Source organism: bacterium, assembly GCA_035419245.1.
Lineage (GTDB): Bacteria > Zhuqueibacterota > Zhuqueibacteria > Residuimicrobiales > Residuimicrobiaceae > JAKPUX01.
The window spans coordinates 1-26300 of the sequence record DAOLSP010000017.1 but is presented as its reverse complement, the minus strand read 5'-3'; the positions used below and the strand labels follow the sequence as shown (position 1 = coordinate 26300).

Genomic DNA, 26300 nt, shown 5'->3' with positions numbered 1-26300 from the left:
ATTTCATTCCGATGGAGGGTGGCCACCATGAAAAACCGGAGAATCCTGGCGGTATTGCTATGGAGCACCGCCCTGATCGTCGCATGCGGCGATAAGAATCCGGCCAAGCCGAAGCCCAAGGATGAAGATTTGATCCAGTCGACTGTCGGCCCGGCAGGCGGCAAGTTGGAGACCGATCAATTAAAAATCACCATCCCAGCCGGGGCTTTCTCCAGCCCGATTGAGCTGTCACTCCAGGTACAAACCAGCCCCCCCGCTTTCGGATCCTTCGTTCGAACCCGCGTTTTTCAACTCACCGGACTGCCGCAGACCTTCGCCAAAGGGCTGACCCTTTCAATGCGATACCAGGGTAATCTCAAGGATTCCAGTTTCGTGGTCCTGGCGACACCCATGGATTCTCCCGAAGGCGATTCCACTCTGCTCTCCTATTCCTTCTTTCCTGCGCGTGATTCATCTGGAATGATGGTCTGCACCATCCCGCCGCGCAGTCGCGGACTCGCCCGTAGCCGCTCACCGATGCCGGGGAGCGCTTCTCAGCAGGACGACCTTTTCGACCTCCTCTTTGGCATTTCCGAATATGATATCCGCTATTATGGCCATGTCGCCGTCATGAAATGTCCCAAAATCATGCTGGAAAGTCTGACCTCGTCCATCCTCATGGTCCCCTATTTAAGTGCCGAAAAGGTGCGCAGCATGGGATTGCCCTATCTTGAGCCCGAGGGATTATATGAGATGGAAGTCGTCGAGTTCAAGGCACTTTCCCCTTCTGCGCCCCTCTACGCGCTTATGAATTTTGCCGTTGATGTCAACACTTTACGGCGGTACCAACTCCTGCAACTCAATTACGACAAGATGGCCTGGCAGGACCGTGCCGCCATCTGCCGGCAGACCGCCCGGGAGTTTTTTTACCGGGTGCCGGCCTTTTATCACAAGGGAACCATGAATCCGGAAAAATACATGAGCAAAGAGCATGTCTGGCTGCACGCGGCCATTGGCTCATGGTTCGAGGAATGGCTGCCGCCGGAAGAAGCGAATTTTATCCCGACCGGTCTCCGCGGCAGCGAATTGCAGATCTTCGACGGTTTGATGGCGGGCGGCCTGCAGCCGGGAAGGAACATGCGAATCCATGGCTACACCCTGGCCCCGCTGATTAAATATCTGGTCACTCATTACCGCGAAAGCGCGATCAACCGAATCTATGACGGCATTGCCGCAGGGATGCATCCCGCAGAAGCCCTCGCCGGCAGCATGGCCGATCCGCCGCGGGTATGGTGGCCCGATTTTATCCGGCGTTATCTTGCCGGGGAGTTCTATGCCGTGCCAAACCAGACCTTTCTAACCGGCGTCGCCCAGACCTTTCAATTCCGCTCCGCCAGCGATACCAAGGTCTCTTACACCGATAACTATTACGATCTCTCCGCCCGGCTCTACCGGATCGATCTGGAGTATGCCGAGGTTCCGGCCGGTACAGAGATGGAGTTTGCCCTCTCCACCAGCGCCTCGCGCAAGGGAAACGCCAACCTGATGCTGTTCGGGATCAACGGCGGGAAGCTGGAGTATTGGACCCAGGGCGATACAGTGAATGTGGCCAGGATCCGGGAGTTGACCCAGGCGGGGTATGATATACTCGCGGTGGTGATCAGCAGCAACTTCGAAGAGCCCTATACCCGCTCCAACAGCATCACACTCGATGTCCGGTTGACCAGGCCGGTCTTTACCACAGCCCGCATCAAGACGAGAACCCAGGGTACCACTGCCTGGTATGATGGCACTACAACTTCAGGTTTGGGGATCCTCTATGCGGATGACCGGTGGCATGATGGGACTTTTACAGACGATACCTTCCAGGCCAGCTGGAATATCACAACAACAGATCCTGCGCGGGAAGGACACCTGACTATCCGCCTGGATCATGACAGCTCACCCCGAAAGCTGGTTTATTTCGAGCTGCGAGAGATCAGCCGTGGGAGCAGCGAGATCCAGAATTGGGCGATCATCAGCAAACCTGACCTGGCCATCGCCGGGGAGGTGCCCTACTACAGCTCCACAGCGCTGGTCTTTGACCTCAAAGGCCAGCAAGCTTGTGCAGCCCTGGCTGCGGTCGAAAATCGCCTGGAGGGACAATGGGGATATTGGTGGGAACTGACCAGCTTCTCCTGTGATGAACAAAGTTACGTGCAAATCATCCTGGAATGAGCGACAGCAAGTTTCTGAGCTGTTCTGAAGAGCGGCGGCGCCTTGCCTTTGATCATGTCAGCGAGCACTCAAAACCGGCCAGAAATAGGCACTTTACAACCGTCCACTCTAAGCATGTTTAAGTCAGGCAGGTCGATTTTGGCGTCATCCCCTGGGTATATCCGGATTGTTCGACTGTCGATTTTCGATTGAAGTGCCAGGTCGATTTGGTAATGTCCAGAATATTATATAAATCTGTTTTGCCGCTTTACCCACTGGAAGCCATAGGCTTTCCGTGGGTAAGCGGTTTAATTTTTGGGCGCTGGCATAAGAGACTGTAAATTCACTTGTGTTTTTCACTCCAATAGATGAAACTCAACACAGGAGGAATTTACAGACGAAAAGCAAGGTGGCCGATGAGAGCCGTGATGATGGCAAACTCCCGATCGAAAGCAGTGACGATACCTTGTCACTGGAAGATATCGTCCTGGGGTACAAACAAATCAACAATGTGGAGCAGGCATTTCGGGCTCTGAAGACGACTCTGGAATTACGGCCCAGCTTCCACAGCAAACACGAGTACATCCGCTGCCATATCTTCATCTGCTTCCTGGCGCTGGTCCTGGCCCGAATAGCGAGCTGAAAATCGGAGTCGCCTGGACCTCAATCCGGCAGGAGATGAGTCGATTGCAGATGGGGGAATTCGCTGTCGATCAGAAGACCGTATTGCAATTGACCGAACTGACCCTTCAGCAGAAACTCATCCTCAAACAGCTTGCCATCAAGGAGCCGGCCTCGATGGAGACATACAATAGATCCAGATCAGTAGTGACACGACTTCATCTGGAAAAGTACGTCTCTACCATCTTTTAATAGGGCCTAAACCCTATCTCTTTTACCCTACAACTGTCGAACTAAGGAGAAAATTTGTTTGATTTTAAGAAACGGATTAGTTAATTTACCGGCAATTAAGAAGCGGTGAGGGGGCCGGATATGGCTCGGCGCTCTGAAAACGGGGAAAGGGCTGGGTTTTACCCTCGATTTTATTGATCCCAGCAAAATCAAATTTCCTATCATTTATCAGTTCCTATCAGTTATCAGTTTTCCTATCAGTTAATCTCCTATCAGTAAATCAAATTTCCTATCAGTTCCTATCAGTCTATCAGTATCAGTATCGGTCCTTGAATTATTTCGATGGCGTGTGGCACAACCTGCGAATACCCCTGCGCAGCTTCAGGGCTGAAGCGGCTTATGATTCTTCACCGATCGAGCTTTTTTCATTTGCTGCCCGGACCTCATAACGTGGTCTTAAAATTTTTCTTTCAGATATCTAGATTGGGCAGTCCACTGCCGAAGTCATTTCTGCTATCGCAGCAGCCAATGGGCCAATACACACCTTTCAACTGGCACAGAATTATCCCAATCCTTTCAATCCGGTAACGACCATCGCTTATCAGCTGCCCAACAGGGTCATGTGCGGCTTACGATTCATGATGTATTGGGACAATGCATTATTGCCAAAGTGGATGTTCCCCCGGCTGAAGGGAATCATCAAGTACATTGGGACGCTATGGATGCGCCTCATGCCACTAATACTGCCGTTTTCAGGCGAATAATCTTGTGCAAATACGCAGGATGGTACTCATACGTTAGATAGGAGGATTGAATGAACGGCGAAAAGCCTTTTTTTCTGATGGCTGTGTTATTGCTGCCCTTTGTGTTCGCCCTGGTCATTCCGGCGGTTTACGGCGCGGCGCCTTCTGTTTTGCGACGCAAGGGTATCACCGATGCCAATTTTAATGAAACGGCCTATTTTGTCCTGGTCCCAGAGGGCTGGAAAATAAAAGGCTCCGTAACCTATTCTCCACCTCCGCATTTGAGCAAGACAGAAGTGATACAAGTCGATAACGCCACGGAAACGCAAGGTTGCGCCGTGATCAGGGGAGAAGCCAGCTTTGCCTATGGTACCGGCCCCGTCTGGCAAATGATGATGAACAACCCCGCTTTTGATGGCACCTACAATGGTATGCGCGTAATGCCACCCATGCCTGCCGCGGATTTTCTTCAGCAGATGTTTCTACCCCAATTGCAGCAGCAGTTGCCTGACCTGGAATTGACCGAAATCAAGCCGGATGTTGAAGCCATGAACATGGCGAGGAGAAATGGTGAGAGTTCGCCACATGGACAGGCCGTCATTCAAAGCGGCGGGCGCTGGGAGTATGATGCGGTGCAATTCAAAGGCAGATACAGCGAAAAAGGCAAACCAATCGATATGTCCGGCGGTTTGCTCCTGACTCGGGTCATCTCCAGCACCGATGGCATGAGTATGAACATCAATTGGGGATTGACGACCTTTTTCTCCATATATGCTGAGCGCGGCCAATTTGAAAAGGCGGCGCCGCTCCTGGTGACTATCCTTAAAAGCATCCGTTTGAACCCGGCCTGGTATGTCAAATCGCAGAATTACCGCTATCGGATCTGGCAGCAGGCGCGCGATGCCCAGGCTGAAATCAGCAGCATCCTGGCAAAAAACAACGAAGCGCTTCGCAGCCACAGCGTTGAGCGTGACGGATTTTCAGAATATATCCGCGGTACTGAGGTGTACCAAAATCCCAATACCGGTGATTACTATGAAGTGGGCAACAGCCACGATCACGTCTGGTTCAACAAGAGCGGTGATGTTATCTTCAGCGATAGTCCCAACTATACCCCCAATACCGATCCACGTTTCAACAACCAGGATTGGTCCGAAGGAGAAAAGTGCCGTTGAAGCTGTGGCGGTTCATCGAAGGAGTCACCAGGTTGTTCGGCCGGTTACTGCATTTGCGCGCCATAACGATAGGCCGTTTTCGTCAATCAGGCCGTCGCCAGTGAAATCAGCAGAAAGATAGCCGGTAGCACCACTGCTGAGCGTATTATGCCATTGGACATGATCGCGTGTGGTGATATAACCATCGCGGGTGACATCTCCACCGGCCGCAGCCCGTAGCATTAGAGTTGCAGAGGGTGAGCCGAGTAATGATTACGGCTATTTTGAGCGCGTCTGCATATAAAAAGTCCTTCCTAAATCTCTGCGCAAGTTGATTCCGCAGTGATATCGTCAATTTACATACTTTTTAGAAAATTTGTTTGATTTTCAGAAACTGATTAGTTAATTTACCGGCAATTAAGAAGCGGTGAGGGGGCCGAATATGGCTCGGCGCTCTGAAAACGGGGAAATGGCTGGGTTTTACCCTCGATTTTATTGATCCCAGCAAGATCCAATTTCCTATCAGTCAGTTCCTATTAGTCTATCAGTAATCCAAATTTCCTTTCAGTAAATTTCCTATCAGTTTCCTGTCAATTCAGTTATCAGTAAATGGCTGGGTATTTCCCTCGATTTTTTGCCCCCAGCAAAATCAAATTTCCTATCAGTCTATCGGTTAATCAGTTTCCGGACACTACCTCGCCAGGCGATCAATGGAAACCGAATTCAGCAATCCCTCGGAGGCTGTATGCTTAAGCGATATTTTCTCGCTATTATCCTCATTTACCTGCAGTCTATCCAAGCACAAAATTTGTTTGTAACTGGTCAAGAGGCGGATATTATCCTGCCCTACAGTCCGGTCAGCAATGCCTCGGCTTTGCATATGCCAGGCAGAATAGCGTGCGACAGCACCCACCTGTATGTAGCGGACATTCGCAACAACCGCGTGCTGATTTGGAACTCTATCCCTACTACAAACAATCAGCCAGCAGACGTCGTCCTGGGTCAACCCGACTTTGGCAGCCACGATGCCGGCCTGGGACCTTCCAGTCTGAATTGGCCCTACAGTGTTTACTCAGACGGCCAACATCTTTTTGTAGCAGATACCTACAACCATCGCGTGCTCATCTGGAACAGCATCCCCACCCTGAATGGCCAGCCCGCCGACATTGTTCTGGGACAGGATGATTTCTATACAGTCAACCCAATCCTGGGCCCAACCTTTATCTTCGAGCCTTGGGATGTTTGCTTCGATGGTAATAGGCTATATGTCGCTTGCGCAAGACGGGGCGTTCTGGTATGGGAGGGCTTGCCGCATACCAATAACCAGCCAGCCGATATGATTCTCGGTCAAAAAGATTTTTTCAGCTATGCACCACGGCAGCCACTATCCTGGAACTTTGAGTCCCCGCGCGCCGTCGCCTCCGATGGTATGCGGGTGGTGGTGATGGATTATCTGCTGCATCGTCTTCTAGTCTGGAATACTCCACCGGTCGAGAATGGTCAAGACGCCGACCTGGTTTTGGGTCAGAAAGATTTTTACTCCGAAGATCCAGGTTGGTCAACGATTCAACCCGCGCACGGCGGTATGTGGTTGTATGGGGACATGCTCTTCAGTGCCGGCGGCGAAACCTATCTTTGGAAGTCATTCCCGACCGTGAACAATCAACCTCCCGATGCAAAATTGCCGTGGACCTTGAGCCAGGGGATTTGCTATAATGGAAAGTATCTGTTCGTCGCCAATGAACCGAACAACCGTATTCTGGTTTATGACCAACTGCCCACCAGCATATCACCCGATGATCCCGCACCGCAACCCATTGCGGTGGTCGGTCAAAAAGATCTCAATTCGAACAATCTTTATGGCCGGCAGGGTGTGGGCACCGCCCCTTCTACCATGTTCAGCACCGGCAGCAAACTGTTGCTCGGCGGCGATCTTTTTTCCAGGGTCCTCATCTATCAGGATATGCCCGAACAGGACGGCGTACCTGCAGATAACATCATCTCCATGTATGAATGGAATGATATCCCGGAGCGTATACCACCGGGCGAAGACGCACCGATGACGCAACTGGGACAATCCTGGAGTGATGGCATTCGTTTTTTTCTACCAGATGTTGTAAAAGGCATCTTGCTCTGGAATCAAATTCCTACCAGCGATCACGTATGGTATGATCAAATCCTCTGCCCAGGCGGCCGCTGCGGGTCCTTTGTTCATGACGGTGGAGAGTGGGGCGTTGCCGTGCATCATGACAAGTTATTCGTTAACGAAGTCAACAGCCAAAGGATCGCCATCTGGAATAAACTGCCGGTGGATGGACAGTCCCAAGATCCAGATGTGGTCCTTAATTTAAATTTCCACCCCTTTGCCATATCAACGGATGGAAAGCGTTTGGTGGCCGGAAGCGACCGTGGGGTGGCCATTTGGAATTCACTGCCCACGTCCAATGACCAGCCTTATGATTTTCTGCTGTCCGGCACTCCCACCAATCCCATCAATATGGCATTGGGCATCTATCTTTATGACGACCGGCTTTTTGTTTGTGATACGGATGGACATCGTATCTGCATTTTCAATGAATTCCCCACGGCAACTGATCAGCCCTATGATGTTGTGTTGGGACAGAAGGACTTTGAGGGCCGGTTGCCTGCCACGACGCGGTCGAGATTATCCTCGCCGAAATACCTCTGTTTTGATGGTGAATATCTGTGGGTTGCAGAATACAAATTCAGCGACCGGCTGCTTGGTTTTAAAGCCAATATCGAGCCGGTTGCACCTGCAACGCCCTCTAATTTGCAAGCTGAGGTGGTGGCGGACCAGCGCATCAATCTCAGTTGGACCGATCATGCCTCAAATGAAAGGGGCTTTGTTCTTGAAGTCAAGGCAGAGGATGCAACGGGTTACCAAGTATATGGGAAATTGGCTGGAAATATCGACTTTTTCCCGCTTTCCGGGCTCAAACAGAATACAACCTATTCCTTCAGGATAAAAGCGTTCAACAGCTATGGCGAATCGGCCTATTCGAATGAGTGCATGGTTCAAACTCTGCTGGCAGAGAACCATCCGCCCAGCAATCCTGAAAATCCCTATCCGCTGGATAGAAGTTTTCAAAACAACGAATGGTTTCTGTTCAATTGGGATTGCATTGATCCTGATCCGGGAGATGTCATAGTTTATGATTTGTATCTTGGTAACATCGACCCACCGCCGCTCTATGCCAGCAATTTAAATACAAGCCTGTACCATAGAGAATATCTATCTCTCGCAGGTGGCGCAAAATACTTCTGGCAAATCAAGGCCAGGGATCTAGCCGGAGCAATCTCTGCAAGTCCGATCTGGACATTCGAAACCAGCCATGCGGTCAATCAGGTCTATTTGAATGTCCTGGAGATGAAGGGCGGTACAACCAATCCTCCGCCTGGCAAATGGCAGTTTGACAAGGATCACTGCACCTATACGATTGCCCTCCCTGATTCCGTTCATTTTTTCAGTCACTGGACAGGGAATCTTCCAGACAGTCTGATTTCGCAAAATCCTTTGTATCTGAAATTGTCTCAGGACGGTGAAATAGTCCCGCATTTTATTTCCAAATATACTGGCGTCGCCAAAGATCATGGGAAGCCGGAGACTTTCCGGCTGGAGCAAAATTATCCCAATCCATTCAATGCACAAAGTATAGTCACTTATTCATTGCCCGAAAAAGGCAAGGTTAATCTTTCGATTTATAACACACGGGGTGAGCTGGTCGAAGAAATAATTAATACGGTACAGAATGCCGGCAGCTATCACAGAACGATCGATTCTCGATCGCACGCTTCAGGCATCTATTTTATGGTATTAAAAGTTGAAAATTTAAATATCTGCTTTCGGGAATGCAAAAAAATGGTTTTGATCAAATAAATCAAGTCCAAAATCCTGTGTGACAGTAAATGCTTAAAGTTTTCTTTTGAGTCATGTGAACGTCCTTTCCTTTCAATCAAGGGTTGATGACAAAGGGATGTCTGCATGACTCTTTACAAGCTTTTCATTCACAAGATTATGGATTTAATCTACTGAGGCTATGCGTAATCGAAAAGATTCGGGCGATGGCGCGTTCATTAAGAAGCGGTGTACGAGTTGGGCGGCAATGATCAGGAAGGTGTACGAGGTAGACGTGATGAGATGGTATCGCCTAATGCAGCCTTTTTTGTGATGTTGTTTGGTTTCCAGATTCTGATCGGCTAATTTTCGGGCAGGCAATTAGCATTGAGGGGGCAGGATAGGCTCGGTGCTCTGAAAACGGGGAAATGGTTGGGGACCCGCGCTTGACAAAGAATGATTTCCTCGCCCCTTGCTCTCTTTGCCCCCCAACAAAATCAGAGTACCAATTGACAATCCGATGGATAATCATTCAACTTAAAGTTAAAAAAGCCACATGCAACACGAGAGCCTGAGACATTCGCAGTGCATACGTTGATGCTGCTCTTTTGCCGGAGGAGCATCCCGAAAACGGAAGAGGGGCAATTATGAATGCAAAAGGGTTTCTGTGTTTACTCTGTTTATCGGCTGTTGTATTCTGTGCCGCATTACCCGTGCAGGCGGTTGACCTGGAACGCACAGGCCAGTGGCCCAGTGGACCTGCCACAGCCATCAGCGTCAAGGACAGCGCGGTCTTTATCGGTCACGGCGGTTTCCTCTCAGTCTATCACACTCGGACCTTTACCAAACTCGCCCAATTCACGTCCTCGGGGTACATCCGCGCCATCGCCATCGCCGGGCAGTACGCCTATGTGGCGGCCACTGAGGCGGGCCTGTTGATCCTGGATATCTCCAATCCCAACAAACCGAAACACATCGCATCGGTTCAGGATGTGTATGCGGTCAAGGCTGTTGTGCAGGACCACTATGCTTACATCGCAACCGGCGGCGCCGGTTTGCGCATTGTGGATGTCAGCCAGCCTCAGACGCCTAAAACGGTTTTAGATTACAAACCCGAGAGCTGGGTCGACGACGTGGCTCTGGACGGCCGCTACGCTTTTCTCGCCTGCAACACAGCCGGCCTCTGTGTGGTGGATGTTCAAAATCCGGCGTCACCCGCAAAAGTACAAAGTTATGCCGGCGGCTATACCGTCTATCATGTGGCTGCATCCGGCCGCACGGTATTTGTCTGCGGACCCAATGACGTGAGGGTGACGAATTTCAGCGACATCCAAAATCCCAAAGAGATGGTCACTCTGAACGGCAGCGTGGTTGATGCCGTTTTCCAGAACAACATCGCTTATCTGGTCAACACCAGCTCTTCCGGCGTCGATCTGCATGATCTCAAGAGCGCGACCCTGAGAAAAATCTCCAGCTGCTACCAACCGGGTACGGTTGGCGCCGCAGTTCAATCCGGCGTGCTCTACGCTGCCGTCAGCGACTATGGCTTCAGAACCTTCAACGTCAGCGATCCCGGCAAACCGATGGAATACGGCAAATGGATTGCGGACAAAGTCCTGAAAACACCCTTTATGGTCGACGGATACATGGCCTTCCCTCAGTTTGGCAACGGGAAACTGCGCTTTTACGATGTCCAGGACGTGCTCCATCCTCAATTGATCGATTCAGTCGAGGTCTACCTGGACGAGTACACTTTTTCCGACCCCTATGTCTATCATACCAGTCAGGACTCTTGGAACCATCCCTTCCTGCTCACTACGTATCTCGGCGACATCCACCATCCGGTTGAGGAGAGCAAGATCGCTCTTTCAGGCGGAAAGAATTATCTTATCAAGCAAGGCGACTCGCTGATCACCTATCCCAGCGACGGCAAGACCAAGGGATTCGATCTCTTCAGCCTGGCTGATCCGCGGAAACCGAAAAGGCTGGCCTTTATCAAAACAGAGACGCCGGTCCGGGTCTATGGCGCAAAAGGCAATGCGATGTATTGCATCTCTCAGCCCAACATCTCAAGGATGGAGGGCGAACTCTATTGTCTGGATATTGCCGACAGCACGGCGCCAAAGAAGAGCAGCGTGCTGATCCCCGGACAGACCGCCCTCCATTTCAGCGTTCATGACCGTTACGGCATCGCCAACACTTCGCAGGACAGCGTGATCCTCTTTGATCTGCAACAACCTTTGCAGCCCAAACGCGTCTCTGCCTTTCATCAACCCTTCTTTGCCACGCCCGTTTTTTCCGGAAACAGAGCCTATTGTCCAGGCGGTTATTTTATCACCTATGATGTCACGGATATGCACCATTGGCGGAAAATCAGCGAACTGCAGCGGGTGGACAATTACCTTGGCTCGCTCTACTACCCGCCTTACTTTATCAGACCGACATTGAACAAAGAGGTCTATATCACGGATGTCAGCAACAGCGCCGTGCCGGCACCGTTGGGCGACGTGTGCTGCACAGCGGCCAATGACGATATCGAGGCCGACGGCCAATACCTCTACCTGATTGACAGCCAAGCGACGCTGCACCGGTTTGGATGGACAAGCGGCGCCCTGATCGCCCAGGGCGCCAGGATCTTTAAAGAGTTCAACACCAATACGCTGACCGGTCTGCAGATCGTGGGAACCGATGGGTACGTAGCGGAAACCTCCTATGGCCACCTGCACAAAATCGATCTGCACTCTGACAACCTGAACATCCTCAGCACCTGGTCCCTCGGGGATTTTCAGATCCACGGTTTCACCATCTCCGGATCCTGCGCTTACATCCGTTCATCCAATTATAACGGGACGAACAAGGAATTCAGGATCTATGATATCAGCAGGCCTCAGGCGGCGCTGCTGGGTTCTCTGGCGGTCGGCTCAGCCGCCAATATCTCCAGAATCCTGCTCAAAGACAACCACGCCTTTGTCAATGACGGCAAATATCTGCGCGTGCTGGATATCACCAATCCGGCGACCCCGCGGGAGGTCGGCACGTTCAGCGACGACGTAAACATCGACGACATGTCGCTGTCGCAAAATTATATTTATCTCGGCAGCCGTTATGGCAGCAAAAAGATCCGGGCGGTGAACATCAGCAATCCGGCCGCTCCTGCGGCCGTCGGCGTGTACAACAACATGATCTATGGCACGGCCTTGTGTGCGGACGACCGCTATCTCTATGTAGCCGGCGGCTGGTATGGACTGAACCTGCTCGATTTCAGCGTCCCAGCCTCACCCGTTTTAGCCGCCCGCTATTACCTCAGCGACATCGACCTGATCGACGTGACCACCTACAAGGGCCAGGTATTTGTTCTTGACAAATATCGCGGCGTCATGCAATTCAAGAATAATCTGCTCACCTCGGTCAGTCATCAGGAAGCCCGACAGCCCGATATATGCGCCCTGCTGCCCAATTATCCCAATCCGTTCAACGCCCGAACAACCATCACGTTCACCTTGCCGCATGAAGAACGAGTGACGCTTTCTATCTATAATCTTTTGGGGCAGCGGGTGGCGGATCTGCTGGACGGTAGAATGGGAGCCGGCGCGCACAAAATCGTTTGGCAAGCAGACCGAGCGCCGTCGGGCTTGTATTTCTGTATTTTCAAAGCCGGGGCCTTCAGTCAAACACAGCGCATGCTGCTGCTCAAATAGGTGGAAGAATGGTCCCAAACAGAGGAGTTGCGCGAGTGTAAAAGAAAACCAGAGTGGTGAGGAGTCCCGACGCATTGCCGCAAATGGGATGGCAAAGAACAGTCGTTCTTTCCCATCCCTTTTTGCTTTCGAGCCGGATTCATCAAGTGCGGCGTGTGAAGAATCTCATGGGGCCAGAGGCACGTCATTCCGTGCTGTAAGTTTTTGACGATCCTGGCAAAACAGGGTTTTCCATTGGTGTCGACACGGAGGAAATAGATCCCAGCCGCAAATCGGCTGAGATTCCCGCAGCAGCTGCTCTTGAATTCTACTCAGATTGATCCCGCAGCGATATCGCCTGATTGCAGACTTTTTTATGATTTTGTTTGATTTTCAGATTCTGATTGGCTAATTTCCTGATAGGTAAACTGCAATGAGGGGACAGAATATGGCTCGGCACTCTGACAATGGGGGAAAAGGCTGGGTATCCGACGCTTGACAAAGGATGATTTCCTCACTTTCTTAGCCACCCAGTAAAACCAAAGTACCTATCAGCCAATCAAGCCAACACGCGGGATGATGAGTTAGTTTACCGATGTACCGCACCGTAGCGGGTTCCGGACCTACGCAATTTTTGCTGCGCCTCGATCGGCCCTATGGGCTGATGATCTGCGATCATGCGACGGATTTCATAATGTTCGTCGGCAAAATCATGGAACCGAAAGTTCGAACCGAATCATTCTTCTTGACGGCGGTTCGCTCGTTATCGCAGAGCTTTTGATTCTTAAGACTGTTTCACGGAGGCGAACGATGAAAAGTCGGTTGGTGATTTTTTCCTTCTTCGTCCTGCTGTCGACCGTAACCTTTGGTCAGCGCCGTTTGGCGGAGATCGAGGCACCGGTGGTCACGGAATTCGGTGTGTATCAGCCGCAGCTGGTGACCGTTCAACCCGATGCTCCAGCGTGCGATCCGGGTGCGAATCTGGAAAAGCTGAGCAATCTGCAACGGTTTGACCTGTCGGAAGAGGCGCTCGCCTTGCTGAAAAAAAACCATTTTTTCGTCACGCCGGTGACCCGTCCGCGCCAGCTAAGCAGCACCACCGGCTGTAATGAGATGTTTGATCTCTATTGTGAAAATCGCGAACAGGGCGTCCCCAATTTCATCACCAGCGACGCCATGCTGCATGCCTTTCACCTCTGCTTTGATACTATATTGAAAACCTGTGAGGAAAAGCGTTTCATCGGCCGGCTTAATCGACTGCTGGACGGCCTGTTGCAGGAGACCATCAACCAGCATCAGGAATCCGAGGAGAGCACGATCCGTGCGGCGCTGAACGTCAATCTGAATTATCTCATCGTGGCCAAACGGCTGCTGGACAGCAGCTATGTGGAACCGATCAACGGCGGCGTCTATCTCGAAGAGCTGGCTCTGATCGAGGACGCCTCTCTCTACGTCCAATCGCCGTTGTTTCACTATGAAGAGGATTACACCCAGTATATCGTCCGCGGCCATTACACACGCTCATCCGCTCTGAGCCGGTATTTCCGTTCCATGATTTGGCTGGGCCGCATGACCTTTTCCTGCGAAGGTGTGCAGGATCCCTTCAGCCGCGAAGCCACCCGCAGCGCTCTGCTGCTGCTGCAGGCGTTTCAACGGCTGCAGATCGACGGGCAACCGGCCCTGACAGCCTGGGATGAGATCTATCAGCCCACGGTGTTCTTTGTCGGCAAAAGCGACGATATCAATCTTCTCACCTATTTGCCTTTGATCGAGCAAGTCTACGGTGAGGATTTTGCGGCCAAAAGCGCAGCCCTTTTTCTCGATGAAGCGCTGTTGACCGGGTTTCTCCAAAAGACAGAGGCCTTACCCGCGGCCGCCATCCAGTATCCCGGTCAGCCGGCAAAGGGATTCCGGTTTATGGGCCAACGCTTCATTCCGGATTCCTATGTGCTGGACCATGTGGTGTATCCATACGTAGCGACGCGCACCATGCCCACCGGTCTGGATGTGATGCAGGTGCTGGGCAGCGAGCGGGCTTTTGAGCTGCTTCCGGATAAAGACCGCCGGGATGCCCATTATCTTAAAGCCATCGATTCGCTGAAAACCGAGTTCGCCGCCTACCCGGCCGGCGCATGGGCGCAGAACCTCTACTGGAACTGGTTGTACACTCTAATGCCGCTGCTGTGGGTGAAAGGTGAGGGCTATCCCCATTTCATGCAGACAGCGGCCTGGGTGGATAAAGATTTATACGCTGCGTTGGCTTCATGGGCAGAGCTGCGCCATGACACCATACTTTACGCCAAGCAGAGCGGCAGCAAAACCGGAATGGACCCGACCGCATTGCTGGTGCAGGGGTATGTGGAACCCAATCCCCATTTCTTCGGCCGTATCGCCAGCCTGGCTGATTTTTTGACCAAGGGGCTGATGTCGCGTAATCTCCTATTCGAAGAATTCAGCGAGACTTTGAACCTGTTCACTGAAACCGCGCTAAAGTTTAAGACCGTTGCGGAGAAGGAATTGAGTTCCCAACCGCTGAGCGGCCAGGAGTATAGTTTAATTTTCGAGTTCGGCAAAGTGCTGTACCGTATTGTCACTTTTAACCGGGGCGGCACGGCCGGCCCGTACTATGATGCGAAGCAGTCGGGGCTGGAGCCCATGCCGGTGGTCGCCGACGTGCACACCGACGTCGAGTCCGGCACTGTATTAGAGGAGGGTGTGGGTTATCCTTTTGCCGTCTATGTGATCTGCAACATCGAGGGCGTGCCGGTTCTGACCAGGGGCGCCGGTTATTCCTATTACGAATTCACCCAGCCCATGACGGATCGCCTGAGCGATGAGAGATGGAGAGAACAGCTGACATCAACCGCGCCGCCCCAGCCCGTGGCCTGGAGTTCGAGCTTTAGCGCAGACCTGCCGGCGCACAATCCCATGCCGACTTTTTATCTCTGGAACAGGCCGGCGACAGAGTGGGTTCAAGCTGTTTTCGACACCAGCAGCCAGACGGTCAACCAGGGCGATTCCCTGCGGATTAGTATTCAAGCCCATGTGGAATGGCCCACCGACCTCCCGAGCGTTCGCATAGAGAACGACCACATGCAATGGACGGTTGACAACGTGACGCTGGTTCCTTGGAGCTCGAGCCAAATATTCCGTGCCGTTTATCCGACCGATCACCTGCCGGTGGGCATGTACCATCTGGTGATCAGTCTGCCGGTTTCAGGCGGCCCATTGGTTTATCGAACCCAGTTTACCGTAACCAACACGGTCGGCGTGCGGGATAAGCTAATCTCGGCTGATCGATTCGAGCTCAGCTGCAATTGGCCGAATCCGTTTAACGCCTCTACCGTTATCGCCTACGAATTGCCGAGCGATCAGGATGTAACGCTGGAGATTTACAACGTGAGGGGTGAGAAAGTAATCACCCTGTTCAGCGGCCGGCAGACGGCCGGCCGGCATCAGATTCGTTGGCATACCGCCGACGCCGCCTCTCTGCCGCTGAGCAGCGGTGTGTATTTTCTCCGGTTGAGCGGCAGTCAATTTGAAACAATCAGACCTTTGTCGTTGATCAAATAAACCGAAAGGAGAAGACTATGTTTTCCCCCAAAGCTGTGGTGCTGTCATGTGTGCTGTTGTTGGTCCTGCTGGTGACTGCCGGCGCGTTTGCCGCGGATTCCAAGCCGTTGAATCCCTCCCTGGCGGCCAGAATCGAAACCCTACTTAGCTGACAACTGATAGGAAATGATTTCATCGTCAAAGTAGTACATAACCTTGACGGCGATTCGTCCGGTTAGTATTGTTCCAGCCGCATGGGATTAAATCTGTTTTTCGCAAAAATGTACCAAGCACATGCGGAAATGAATCCCCGGGTTGTATCCACCCAGGTATAATTGGAGTCCGTATTATCCAGGACGTAGGGGAGGGCCTTGGTTTTGACACCGTTAATTTCTACATCGATTAGCAGGCGATCATATTGATTTGCATAAAAGTTGCCTCTCTCCATATCTCCGGCAGTATAATAAGCCACCGCCATTTGGCCGATGCCATCCATCCAAAAATTGTCTTTGTCTTCGGCGCCATGATAAAATCCCATCACCTGATTACCCTTCACCGTCAGAATTTTTCGATAGCGCAGATCATACTCAGGAATATCCAACAACTGCCGGCTTGCCTTTGCCGATTCTCTTCCGAATGCCTGCACCCTCCAACTGTATAGATCAAGAGGCAGATTCTCCTGACCTGCAAGCCTTGCATTCAGCCAATTAAGGATTTTATTGGCAAGATCTGTTTCGCCAAAAAGCATAAAGAGCGCATAGCAATCGATATTGCCCTCCGGATGGCCTTTTTCCGTCGCTTCGTGAATATAGCTGTCGTTCTTTCTCCAACCGCTCTGAATATATCCGCTCTCTGCCGAAACCGGTTCATAATAGCTCTTGATCAGGTCAAGCAGCAGTTTTGATATTTTCTGATATTTATTCGATTGGTAACGTTGTTCGTAGTATTTATAGCCATAGAGCAGCCAAACCATATCACCCATCCAGCGATCCGGCCTGCTCTTCTCCATTCTATGATACGCTTTGCCCTCTCTGGAACCGCTGACATGAATATACTGGTAAAATCCGCGCGCTTGCCCTTTGTAATAATAATTCTGTAGCGTGATGTCGATGTTGGCCGTATCAGCAGCATGAGCATAAAAATCGAGGATGCGTTCCGCCCGTTCTTTTTCGCCCTTTAAGATGAACGCCATGGCCACCAGGGCATTGTTAAAAGTGCTGCCTTGCAGCTCCGCGGGATTATCGCCTGGCCGATACTCCTGGGACGACAACAACCAGTGATCATGGGAGGCAGCATCCTGATTCTGTCTGAGGTATTCCAGAACAAGCGGATTCTCCGGGTTCAGGGCAACGCTGCGACGTTGTGCAAATCCCCAGCCCGGCAGCTCTCTGTTGGGATCTAGGTCCGGCCCTTGATCTGTAGGCGCGCTATTTGGTATTTTCGCAACGGATAGTGTGACTAAAAGAAAGAGGATTGCATAACAAAATGTTTTTTTCATACTCAATCCCGGATTGGTACAAGTCAATCTTGCAGAGTAAATTCTGTTATCTCTGCCTTGCTTTGAACACTTTCACCCCAATCGCCAGGGTGGTTGATCACCGTGAAAGCGAAGCAGGGAGATTCAATTCTCATCGCCGCCGCCGATGAGTATCGATTGCTTGTTGATATATTTCCATCAGCATTTGATAGTTGCGCTCCGCGGTATATTTTTCTTCATATTCGCGCCGTGCAGCCTTTCCCATTTCAGCCATTTCCGCCGGATGGTTCCAGGCCCATTCGACCTTCGCAGCCAGATCTTCGGCATCGCCGGGGGTGAACAGCAAGCCGGTTTTTCCATCTTCGACGATTTCGGCCATGGCCCCTAATCTGGAGGCGATGACTGGGACGCCACAGGCGAAAGCTTCGGCAATCACTAATGGAAAATTCTCGAGTGTACGCGAAGGAACGACAAGTAATCTGGCCGTTTGAAGTAGCGATAAAACCTCTTCGTGCGCTATAGACCCCGTTAACTCAATTTGAGAATATCTGCCCTGTTCAATTTTTTTTTGAGCATCCAGAAATAGAGGACCAGTTCCGACTGCCTTCAAGGGAATAGCCGGGAATCCTCGCCAAGCCTGCAACAATGTATCAATGCCCTTTTCGGCATCAAACCGTCCGACAAAAAGAACACAGTCGCGTAACTCTGCACTTAAACCTGGATCAGCTGAAACAAAATTGGGTTTGATAACAATATTTGCCTGAGGTAACCCTCCTTGAATGAACTTTTTTTGGGAGCTTGAACTCAGTGCTATATATAAGTCGATTAGATTAATGTAGGTTTTGCTCAAACGATGAAATAAAAGCATAGATGCTGTTACGGCACTTGCACGCCGAGAACTTTTATAACATGAATACAGAATTCCGGGCCAGGGAAGCAGCCTGCCTAGGCACTCTTCGCAGATCTTACCGTCCCGTAATAAGAGGGCATTTAGGCAAAACAAACGAAAATTATGTAAAGACTGTATAATAGGCACACCGGCATCGCGGCAAGCATAGTATGCGGAAGGTGAGATGAGCGGAAATATGTTGTGAAAATGTACAATCTCTGGCCGATCCGATTTTATTCTGTTCTTGAGTCGTTTGTATGCATCATGGTTCCAAATTGTTTTTATTGCCAGGACAATCGGGTTCATTTTTCCTATTATTTCGCTGTTCATCGTAAAGTGAGATATACGGTGGCCATGTGCTTGCAGCAGGCAAGCCTCGGCAGCATAAACCTGATCCTCCCCACCAGGGAGTTGGTAAAAATTATGTACCAGAAGGATACGCAAAAGCCATTTTTCCTTCGTATTCAAAGTAATATTTGGAAGTCTGTCGAATAAAAAGTGGATTTAGATAGATAGGATCTTCTATCCTCTTTTGAGATTTTTTAAGAAAAGCCATGTGATTAAAGTGGAAATAGAGTGGACCTACAAAACCTATTGCATGCAGAAGAGTGCGTATTTCTTTCTTAGTACCATTTTCTATCAAAATGATTCCGGCCATCGAAAGATTTTGCACCAAGCCGTGTAGTACCGTTAACTCGAAGTCCTCTACATCTATCTTGATGATGTTGGGTTTGACAGATAATTCGCGGCATAAACTGTCAGCCGACCGGCAAGGAACAGCGAATGAGCCATCATCAGGATTGCTTACAATCCGGTTGAGGGCAGCCTCCGCTTCATTGGTCATGAAAAGAGAGCCATCATAGTCCGAAAGGGCAATATTAAGTGCTATAATATTGGACCGCTTGTTCAAAAGTATATTTTTCTTCAGAATGGCAAAAGTCTGAGGATGAGGCTCAATGCTGATCACTTTCGCCTGGGGCGCCTCCGAGGCAACAAGCGTATAGGAGCCTATGTTTGCGCCTATATCCAAAAAGACGCCTCCTCTCTCCAGCAGTACACTTCTAACCAGATTCATATTATTATAATCATACATTCCCAGGCAATTGATCAAGGCTGCGACACCGGTATTACTATCAGCAATGAGGTGGGATTCCGAAATGCGCAATGCACAGGGGAAGAGATCAAGCGCTCGTATTATTTGCCATTTTAAATGCCTGATCATACCAAAGACCGGGTGGACGGAATCGTTGTTCAGAATTTGCTGAAGGGTATTGAGGATCTGAACGAATATCAAGATTAATGCTCCTTTGGAGGTGCATCCCATTGTTAGGGCAGAAAATGGGGTGAATTAAGGTGATGAATAATTCATCAGGATAACGGAAGGAGCCCGTAGGGCGACTAGAGTCATCCTAAATTTGGTAAATTTTCCAATCCCGGTCATGGTTTGTTTACAGCCACGTATAACATAGCTGGTGTCTTCTAGCCAAGTGCCTGATGAGGCCTTTGGTAATTGTGCAAATGGAAATAGCTATCTAGTCCCTGCCACAACTCAGAGCCTGTTGCAGGAGCATTCAAGTAGACGTATTCGTATTTGACCGTTCGCCAAAGTCGTTCAACAAAAACGTTGTCCATGGCCCTGCCTCGTCCATCCATGCTGATAGCAACTTTGGCTTTTTCGAGCACTGTGATAAATGACTCACTGGTGAACTGGCCGCCTTGATCGGAATTGAAGATCTCCGGCAACGCCATTGCCAAGGCCGCGACGAGCGCTTCTACACAAAACGAGGCATCCAGGCTGTTGGAGATGGTCCAACTCAGCATAAATCGGCTGAACCAATCCATAATCGCGGTCAGATACATGAACCCTTGCCGCATCGGAATGATGGTGATATCGGTGCTCCAAACCTGATTGACGCGCTCAATAGGCAGCCCCTTGAGCAGATAGGGGTATATTTTATGCCCTTTCATGGGTCTGGATATATTGGGCTTAGGATATATCGCTTCCAATCCCATGAGCCGGGTCAATCTGCGGATGCGTTTGATATTGACATCGTATCCCAAAGGACAAAGGTGCTGATGAAGCCGTCGTACCCCGTAATAAAGGGGTGCGCGTGTATTGCTCATCCAGAAGCCGCATCAGCGCTAAATTCATTTCGCTCTCAGGACGCGGTCTGAAATAATATCCAGACCGGTGGAGGCCAAGCAGATCGCACTGTCGCTGAATACTAAGTTCTGTGTAACCGGCCTCGATCATCCAACGGCGCTGGGTCAAACTATAGTTGATGCCTTTTTTTAACCAGTCCAACTCGGTCTTCAAGCGGCCGATTTCTTGGTACAATTGGTCTTCCAATTTATCGCGTTCTTTGGCTTCCTTGACCGAGTGGGCCGAAAAAACATCAATTGAATGCTCAAGCAGCTGCTTTTTCCACTCAACGATTTGATTGGGATGAATCTCAAACTCAACCGCTAGTTCTGATAATGTCTTATGTTCACGAAGCGCTTCAAGCGCCACCTTGTCTTTAACTCAGCACTGTAGCGAGTCCTCTTTCCCAACATTTTTTCGCTCCTCTCTTAGAACAGAATAAGGCAAACAGTTATCACCTTATTTACCTGTCTGAATTTTGGGGAGCATTACATTTGCCCGGTCTTATGTTTTCTGGCGATACACCAATCAATCACTGCGAGCATTTTATCCGCTGCGCTATCAGGGCTGAAAGCCATAGCAGTTGTTCTGGCTTGCCGACTCATCTCTAACAATTCTTCGTCGAGTGCGTTGTTAGCGCGCTCGAGGGCGCTGAATATCTCATCTGGATAATCAGGCCGGAACGTCCAGCCATTGACACCATCCTTCACCATCTCATTTACGGCTTGGCAATAGAGGCTACCAAGCACAGGTAAACCTGCAGCCATCGCCTCATTAATGACAACACCCCATTCATCCGCTAACGAGGGAAAGGCAAATATCCCGCCGCGTGCATAAAGATTTGGTAACTGGTCGTAAGGTAGGTTGCCCCAGAATTTAAATTTTAAATTGCCAGGAAGGCTCATTTTTTCGAGGATTGGCCGCAGCGGGCCATCTCCTGCCAGCTCAAATCGAATTTGCTTTTCCGGATTTGACTCAGCCCAACGGCATAATGTATTGATAAAAGGCTGCAGGCCTTTACGTTCGATTAGCTGGCCGACATACAAAATTCGGTCTTTAATAAATCTGTTTAAAACAGGCAACTGTTCTATTTCAATATTCAAACCATGTGTATATGGTACTCTAAATATCATATCCTTAGAAATGCCCATTTGTCTAATATATCTCTCTCCACTGCTCCCATTGACTACAATTGCATCTGCCTGTGGCAATATCCACCGTCTAAAAAGATTACGCAGGAACCCGCGGCTCTTTTCTGTATGCTGGGATAGTGTAGCCCAATATATTAATACAACATCTTTTCTTATTTTTTTGTAAATCAATGCATTAAGAGTTCGAAAACCTAATTCACCGGAAATGATTACTTCTGGTTTGATTTCGATAAGCTGTGAGAGTGTATCGTAGGGCAGGTGAATAGCAATCAGCTCACTAAAACCATGGGCATGTTTAATATTTCGCTTAATCACTACAGAACGCTGATTAACTATTTTTAAATTTTTAAACACGACCGACTTGCAATGCTTTATCTCCTTTGTAGAAATTAGCAGAAACAGATTGTAAAAGCGTTTTTCAAGCTCTTTAAAAAACGGTATTCGGTAAGGTGGGACATAATTGGTTAAAATCACTACATTTAATTGCATAGATTTCGGTTACTTATTCGTATTTTATTGAGTAATCCTGTCTCAACAACAGGCATTCATTTTGTAAATCTTTATAGTATTTTAAGAAAACTGCAAAAGAAAGAAAAGGAAGTACTATTACAAAATAGTTATTTAGAGTATTGTCGGTTAAAAAAGTCAAAACGAGCATACAGAGACATGCAACAACATATTTATATACAATTAAAATATCAGGGTACGTCTTCAAATCCTTTGTCGTAGCACGGAAAAACGATAGGAAAGAATAGAAAAAAAACAAAAACAAGAACAGTCCAATGAGACCTGTTTCCGAAAAAATCCTAACATACTCATTATGGGTGAGCGTGAATTCATTTAAAGTAGTTAAGTAATATTTCTCTGTACCTCCAAGTCCTAATCCAAAGAATGGATTTTTTGTCAAAACAGTATTTATGGTAAATAGCCACATTGCGGTTCTGCCTGAGGCAGTCCCATACCCCTCACCAATCGCCTCAACTTCGCCGTGCTGAATGAGTTGTATCAGGTCAATGCCAATTCTCGATGCTAATATTTCACTATGATTAAATAACTTGAATGTTAAAGCAATAATAAATACAGATGCAATTACAGTTAATAGAAACAAAACTTTCTTTTTGCTATAAATTAAGAATATGAAGAGAAGCAGCACCCATGTTATTCTTGAGAGGCTGAGAATCACCCCAATAGTCAAAAGAGCTACCCCTATATACACCTTCATGATTGATACGCCATGAGTATATTTCTCAATAAATAGCTTATAAGAAATACAATTGCATAACATAAAACCATAAGGGAATGGATGAAGATTAAATCCTCTCGCACCAAGATGTGTACCTGCGATATTGTAAAGATCCCCACGATAAACAATTAATATGATTGAAAATAGAACATTAATAAAACAGACAACAGACAAACTTTTTAACAAAACATGCAGCTTTTCAAAATCACAATGATTAAGAAAGATAATAAAAAATAAAATAGGGTAGACAAGCTTTAATAAGAATCTCGATCCAAAATTAAAATCAGCAGTTGGAAACGTCAAGGTGATAGCCGCCCAGGTTAAAAAAATCAAGTAGATCATCAAATTTTTGGCAAATATTTTTTCCTTCGAAGACGAATAATGGTTCACGAGTAAGTAAATTATTAACCAGAAGACCCAAATAATTAATCTCGCCCCGTTTAGGTCTAATCCAAATCCGCCTAAAAGATTACCTAAAATCGCTTTATGATAAATATACTCATCTATATCTGAAAATACATTTCCTGTCAATAAATTCATATCGAACATTGGGAAAAAGACCATATAGTTGATAAAGGCCGAATTATCTTTCTTCAGCAATAAAAATGCAGGAAGAAGTATAAAACCAAATATAATAATTATTAAATTCATCGTCACTTGATGAACCTATAAATACAAAGTCTTGGTCCAAAACAATTACTTTCGACTTCTCTGTATTTTTTATTCAAGAATTGAAGAGCATAAGAATCAAGATCACAATTAATTCTTTGATTATCATAATATATAAAATAAATACTTCCCTTTTTCTGCTTGAATTGCTCTTCAATGGACGCTAGACTATCGGGTCTGCAGGTAGCGCCGTTACAGAGCGAAAGATGATGCAAAGACCTAGAAGAATAATAGTTGTATAAATGAGTTTTCGGCTCGGTAGAATATGAATACCAAAGAATGATATCATCCTCAGCGTTTGCCTGCTTTTCTATATATTTTGTTGCTTCTCTCCAGTGTTCCCATCGGCCAACTTCATAGGATTTAAAATAAAAATTATAACCTGAATATAAATTTAGGCTAATTAACAATGCAGTCAATAAATATGCAGACCTTCTCGTAAAATACCCATTTAAAAAAATAAATAAAAACAGGAATGGTACAACTGTACCAATCAGATATTTCTCCCTAACAAATGGTATTATTCCTGCAAGATTCCCTAATAAAGCGAGAATAAACGGTATGAAGGAAAATAAAAGCAGGATTGTGGTAATATCATTTCTCTTCTGTCGTCTAGTTCCCAAGATGACTACAGTTATTATTGATAGCAGAAGGATAATTACTGGAATTATCAGTAGTAAGTTGCTCACAATATCTGATAATTGTATAATGCGTGATGGCATTTTTCCGACAAAATTGAAGTAGTAATGACCAACCAAGTTAAACGCTAGCCATTTAGGCAAGGTGAATACCGTTACTGGAATTCTTTGTTGGGCAATACGCTCCGTTAAGCCGCCTGGGAATTTGTACGCTAGTATATAAAATCCCGCTATGAGAATAATCGTTGTAATTACAATGAGTGCAGGGCTTAGAATGACAGACAATCCAAAGGATTTCTTTGAACTAGCCCGCTGATGATTGATAATTATATCGATTATTGCCCAGCTAAGAACATATAGGAATCCAAAATAATGAGTAAACACAGCGGCGATCGAGATCAGCAATGCCACCCGATAATAATTTCTGTTATAATAGTATTTCATTACTGATAAAAGCAGAAGTAATATCGATAACAGATACAGTTGAGAATAGGGTCTTGCTTCTTGAGCAAAAGCTATAAGTGGTTGAGAAAAGATAATAATTGAGAAGCCCACCAGCCAATGCAGACATTTTTCACAATTCTTATATATCAATATTAGTATTCTTAAACCGACAATAATCGTACAAACGCCGCAAATGCACGGCAGAAGCCTTAAATAAAATTCTTTCTCAGGGAGAATTTTCATTATAGCATATTCGCTGATAAAAAATAATGGAGGATGGACATCGGATAAAACGACTCCAAAGGCCTGGTTCATATTAAAACTTCTAATAATATCAATCAAAAAGAACTCATCACCCGACAAACTCTTGTTCAGCATGAAAAATCGCAAGCCGATTCCCAATAATAGCAACAGAGCAAATACTATTTTTTCAACAAATTTATTGCTGACTATTCTTTGCATCCTGAATTCCAAAAATGAGTATGTTGAATAAAATAAATTGTATTGCCTCAATCATGATCGTTGCATAAATAATGCCGATTATTGAGTACCTCGCCACAAAATAATAAGCGCAAAAAAAATAAAAAACAAATATCAGTGTTTTTATCTGAACAACTTTTATATCATATCCGAAAATAATAAAAAAGTTGGTAGCAAAGTAGTTAGGAAAACTTAATACTGCTGCAAATGACAATATTTTCAGGTATTTTATCGAATCGATGAATTTACTGCCAAATAATTGTTGAATTAACGTATTTGCGATTGGACTTATAGTGACAACGACAGCAAATCCCAATAGGATAAAAAGAGGAAGTATTCTCTTATATTTGTTTTGTAAAACTCTTAGCTCTGCATGATAGCCTGACAATCTATTCAAATAGGAAACAGATAGCGAGGCAGGGATGATTAGAAGTGAAGAATAAATAGCATAAGAAGCGCTGAATAAACCGATCTCTTCATTGGACGATGAGAGCGAGAGCAGTATTATTGGCATTTTGCTTATGCCAATATTTACAAGATTGACTGTCATGATATTAAAACAGTGACGTAAAGGAAACTTAAAAGGGAAAAAATGCCTAATTGCGTTATTAAATGTCTTCGTATCCAAATGGTATTTTAGTAACATAAAAAGTACTAATATTGTAACAAGAAAAAGGACTTGAGTGAATAAAAGAAAAGAATATTGGGAAAAGAAAACAAAAATAGTCATAATGAGCAGGTAGGTCAAGCTACACATCATAATTCTGTTATAATGCCCACATGCTGCCAATATATTTGTCCAGAGATTATATAATAATTCAATGATAGTAGCTGCTGAAATAATAAAAAATAACTCTAGATAATATTCCCTTGAAACAATTCGGGAAATAATAAAAATAATCGGAAAAAGAAAAATGGTTAGAATAATTCTCTTTGGTAAAAGAATATCTCTGTAGTGGGCGATATTGCCAGGTGTAACTGATATGTCTTTAAAAGCATACTGACTTAAGCCAAAATCTAGAGCGGCACCTGCAACCCTTGTATTTGAATTAGCTGCATAATAATAACCAAGTAAATCAGGACCGAAGGTTCTACCGAGCTTAATATTAATAATCAACTGAGCCGACAGAAACAATAATGAACTTATTGCATATTTT

15 protein-coding genes and 1 pseudogene are annotated in these 26300 nt (G+C 47.4%); 8 read left to right on the top strand and 8 right to left on the bottom strand.

Annotated elements, in window-relative coordinates:
* Nucleotides 1-27: 27 nt before the first annotated feature.
* The 8 genes from PLH32_15035 to PLH32_15000 all read left to right on the top strand — a co-directional run bounded on the left by PLH32_15035 (nt 28) and on the right by PLH32_15000 (nt 16182).
* On the top strand, nt 28-2196 hold the full coding sequence (locus PLH32_15035) for a hypothetical protein (protein ID HQJ65925.1): 2169 nt from the start codon (nt 28-30) through the stop codon (nt 2194-2196).
* 388 nt (nt 2197-2584) lie between these two features.
* Nucleotides 2585-2818 (top strand): hypothetical protein, encoded by a 234-nt coding sequence (locus tag PLH32_15030; GenBank protein HQJ65924.1) that lies wholly within the window; start codon nt 2585-2587, stop codon nt 2816-2818.
* A 35-nt stretch (nt 2819-2853) separates the two neighbouring features.
* Nucleotides 2854-3048, top strand: coding sequence for a hypothetical protein (locus tag PLH32_15025; GenBank protein HQJ65923.1), 195 nt, complete (start codon nt 2854-2856; stop codon nt 3046-3048).
* Between the two features lie 793 nt (nt 3049-3841).
* Entirely contained in the window at nt 3842-4945 is a 1104-nt protein-coding gene (locus tag PLH32_15020; GenBank protein ID HQJ65922.1) for a hypothetical protein, read from the top strand.
* A 724-nt stretch (nt 4946-5669) separates the two neighbouring features.
* Nucleotides 5670-8822, top strand: coding sequence for a T9SS type A sorting domain-containing protein (locus tag PLH32_15015; protein HQJ65921.1), 3153 nt, complete (start codon nt 5670-5672; stop codon nt 8820-8822).
* A gap of 671 nt (nt 8823-9493) precedes the next feature.
* Nucleotides 9494-12478, top strand: coding sequence for a T9SS type A sorting domain-containing protein (locus PLH32_15010; GenBank protein ID HQJ65920.1), 2985 nt, complete (start codon nt 9494-9496; stop codon nt 12476-12478).
* Nucleotides 12479-13267: 789 nt separating this feature from the next.
* Nucleotides 13268-16030, top strand: coding sequence for a DUF3160 domain-containing protein (locus tag PLH32_15005; protein ID HQJ65919.1), 2763 nt, complete (start codon nt 13268-13270; stop codon nt 16028-16030).
* Between the two features lie 17 nt (nt 16031-16047).
* Nucleotides 16048-16182 carry a hypothetical protein gene (locus PLH32_15000; protein HQJ65918.1) on the top strand — a complete coding sequence of 45 codons (135 nt, stop codon included), beginning with the start codon at nt 16048-16050 and terminating at the stop codon, nt 16180-16182.
* Nucleotides 16183-16244: 62 nt separating this feature from the next.
* Here the strand turns inward: PLH32_15000 and PLH32_14995 are convergent, their stop codons facing one another.
* The 8 genes and pseudogenes from PLH32_14995 to PLH32_14960 all read right to left on the bottom strand — a co-directional run.
* On the bottom strand, nt 16245-17507 hold the full coding sequence (locus PLH32_14995) for a hypothetical protein (protein HQJ65917.1): 1263 nt from the start codon (nt 17505-17507) through the stop codon (nt 16245-16247).
* 130 nt (nt 17508-17637) lie between these two features.
* A complete protein-coding gene (locus PLH32_14990; protein HQJ65916.1) occupies nt 17638-18819 on the bottom strand; it encodes a glycosyltransferase family 4 protein in 1182 nt (393 codons plus the stop codon).
* Nucleotides 18797-19669: an FkbM family methyltransferase gene (locus PLH32_14985; protein ID HQJ65915.1), complete on the bottom strand. Its 873-nt coding sequence runs from the start codon at nt 19667-19669 to the stop codon at nt 18797-18799. Before PLH32_14985 ends, PLH32_14990 begins: the two co-directional genes overlap by 23 nt.
* 188 nt (nt 19670-19857) lie before the next feature.
* Nucleotides 19858-20887, bottom strand: a pseudogene (locus tag PLH32_14980) (IS3 family transposase).
* A gap of 119 nt (nt 20888-21006) precedes the next feature.
* Nucleotides 21007-22158: a glycosyltransferase family 4 protein gene (locus PLH32_14975; protein HQJ65914.1), complete on the bottom strand. Its 1152-nt coding sequence runs from the start codon at nt 22156-22158 to the stop codon at nt 21007-21009.
* Nucleotides 22159-22171: 13 nt separating this feature from the next.
* Entirely contained in the window at nt 22172-23563 is a 1392-nt protein-coding gene (locus PLH32_14970; GenBank protein ID HQJ65913.1) for an O-antigen ligase family protein, read from the bottom strand.
* Between the two features lie 2 nt (nt 23564-23565).
* The gene (locus PLH32_14965; GenBank protein ID HQJ65912.1) at nt 23566-25125 is read right to left on the bottom strand and encodes a hypothetical protein; all 1560 of its coding nucleotides are present in this window, start codon (nt 25123-25125) and stop codon (nt 23566-23568) included.
* Nucleotides 25103-26300, bottom strand: a 1198-nt coding sequence (locus PLH32_14960; GenBank protein HQJ65911.1) for an oligosaccharide flippase family protein, incomplete at its 5' end; no start/stop codon positions are given. The genes PLH32_14960 and PLH32_14965, both read right to left, overlap by 23 nt.

Excerpts from the sequence above, each read along its gene's own strand:
- PLH32_15035 (HQJ65925.1), top strand. The coding sequence starts at position 28 with ATGAAAAACCGGAGAATCCTGGCGGTATTGCTATGGAGCACCGCCCTG.
- PLH32_15025 (HQJ65923.1), top strand. The coding sequence starts at position 2,854 with ATGAGTCGATTGCAGATGGGGGAATTCGCTGTCGATCAGAAGACCGTA.
- PLH32_15020 (HQJ65922.1), top strand. The coding sequence starts at position 3,842 with ATGAACGGCGAAAAGCCTTTTTTTCTGATGGCTGTGTTATTGCTGCCC.
- PLH32_15015 (HQJ65921.1), top strand. The coding sequence starts at position 5,670 with ATGCTTAAGCGATATTTTCTCGCTATTATCCTCATTTACCTGCAGTCT.
- PLH32_15005 (HQJ65919.1), top strand. The coding sequence starts at position 13,268 with ATGAAAAGTCGGTTGGTGATTTTTTCCTTCTTCGTCCTGCTGTCGACC.
- PLH32_15000 (HQJ65918.1), top strand. The coding sequence starts at position 16,048 with ATGTTTTCCCCCAAAGCTGTGGTGCTGTCATGTGTGCTGTTGTTGGTC.
- PLH32_14995 (HQJ65917.1), bottom strand. The coding sequence starts at position 17,507 with ATGAAAAAAACATTTTGTTATGCAATCCTCTTTCTTTTAGTCACACTA.
- PLH32_14975 (HQJ65914.1), bottom strand. The coding sequence starts at position 22,158 with ATGCAATTAAATGTAGTGATTTTAACCAATTATGTCCCACCTTACCGA.
- PLH32_14970 (HQJ65913.1), bottom strand. The coding sequence starts at position 23,563 with ATGAATTTAATAATTATTATATTTGGTTTTATACTTCTTCCTGCATTT.
- PLH32_14965 (HQJ65912.1), bottom strand. The coding sequence starts at position 25,125 with ATGCAAAGAATAGTCAGCAATAAATTTGTTGAAAAAATAGTATTTGCT.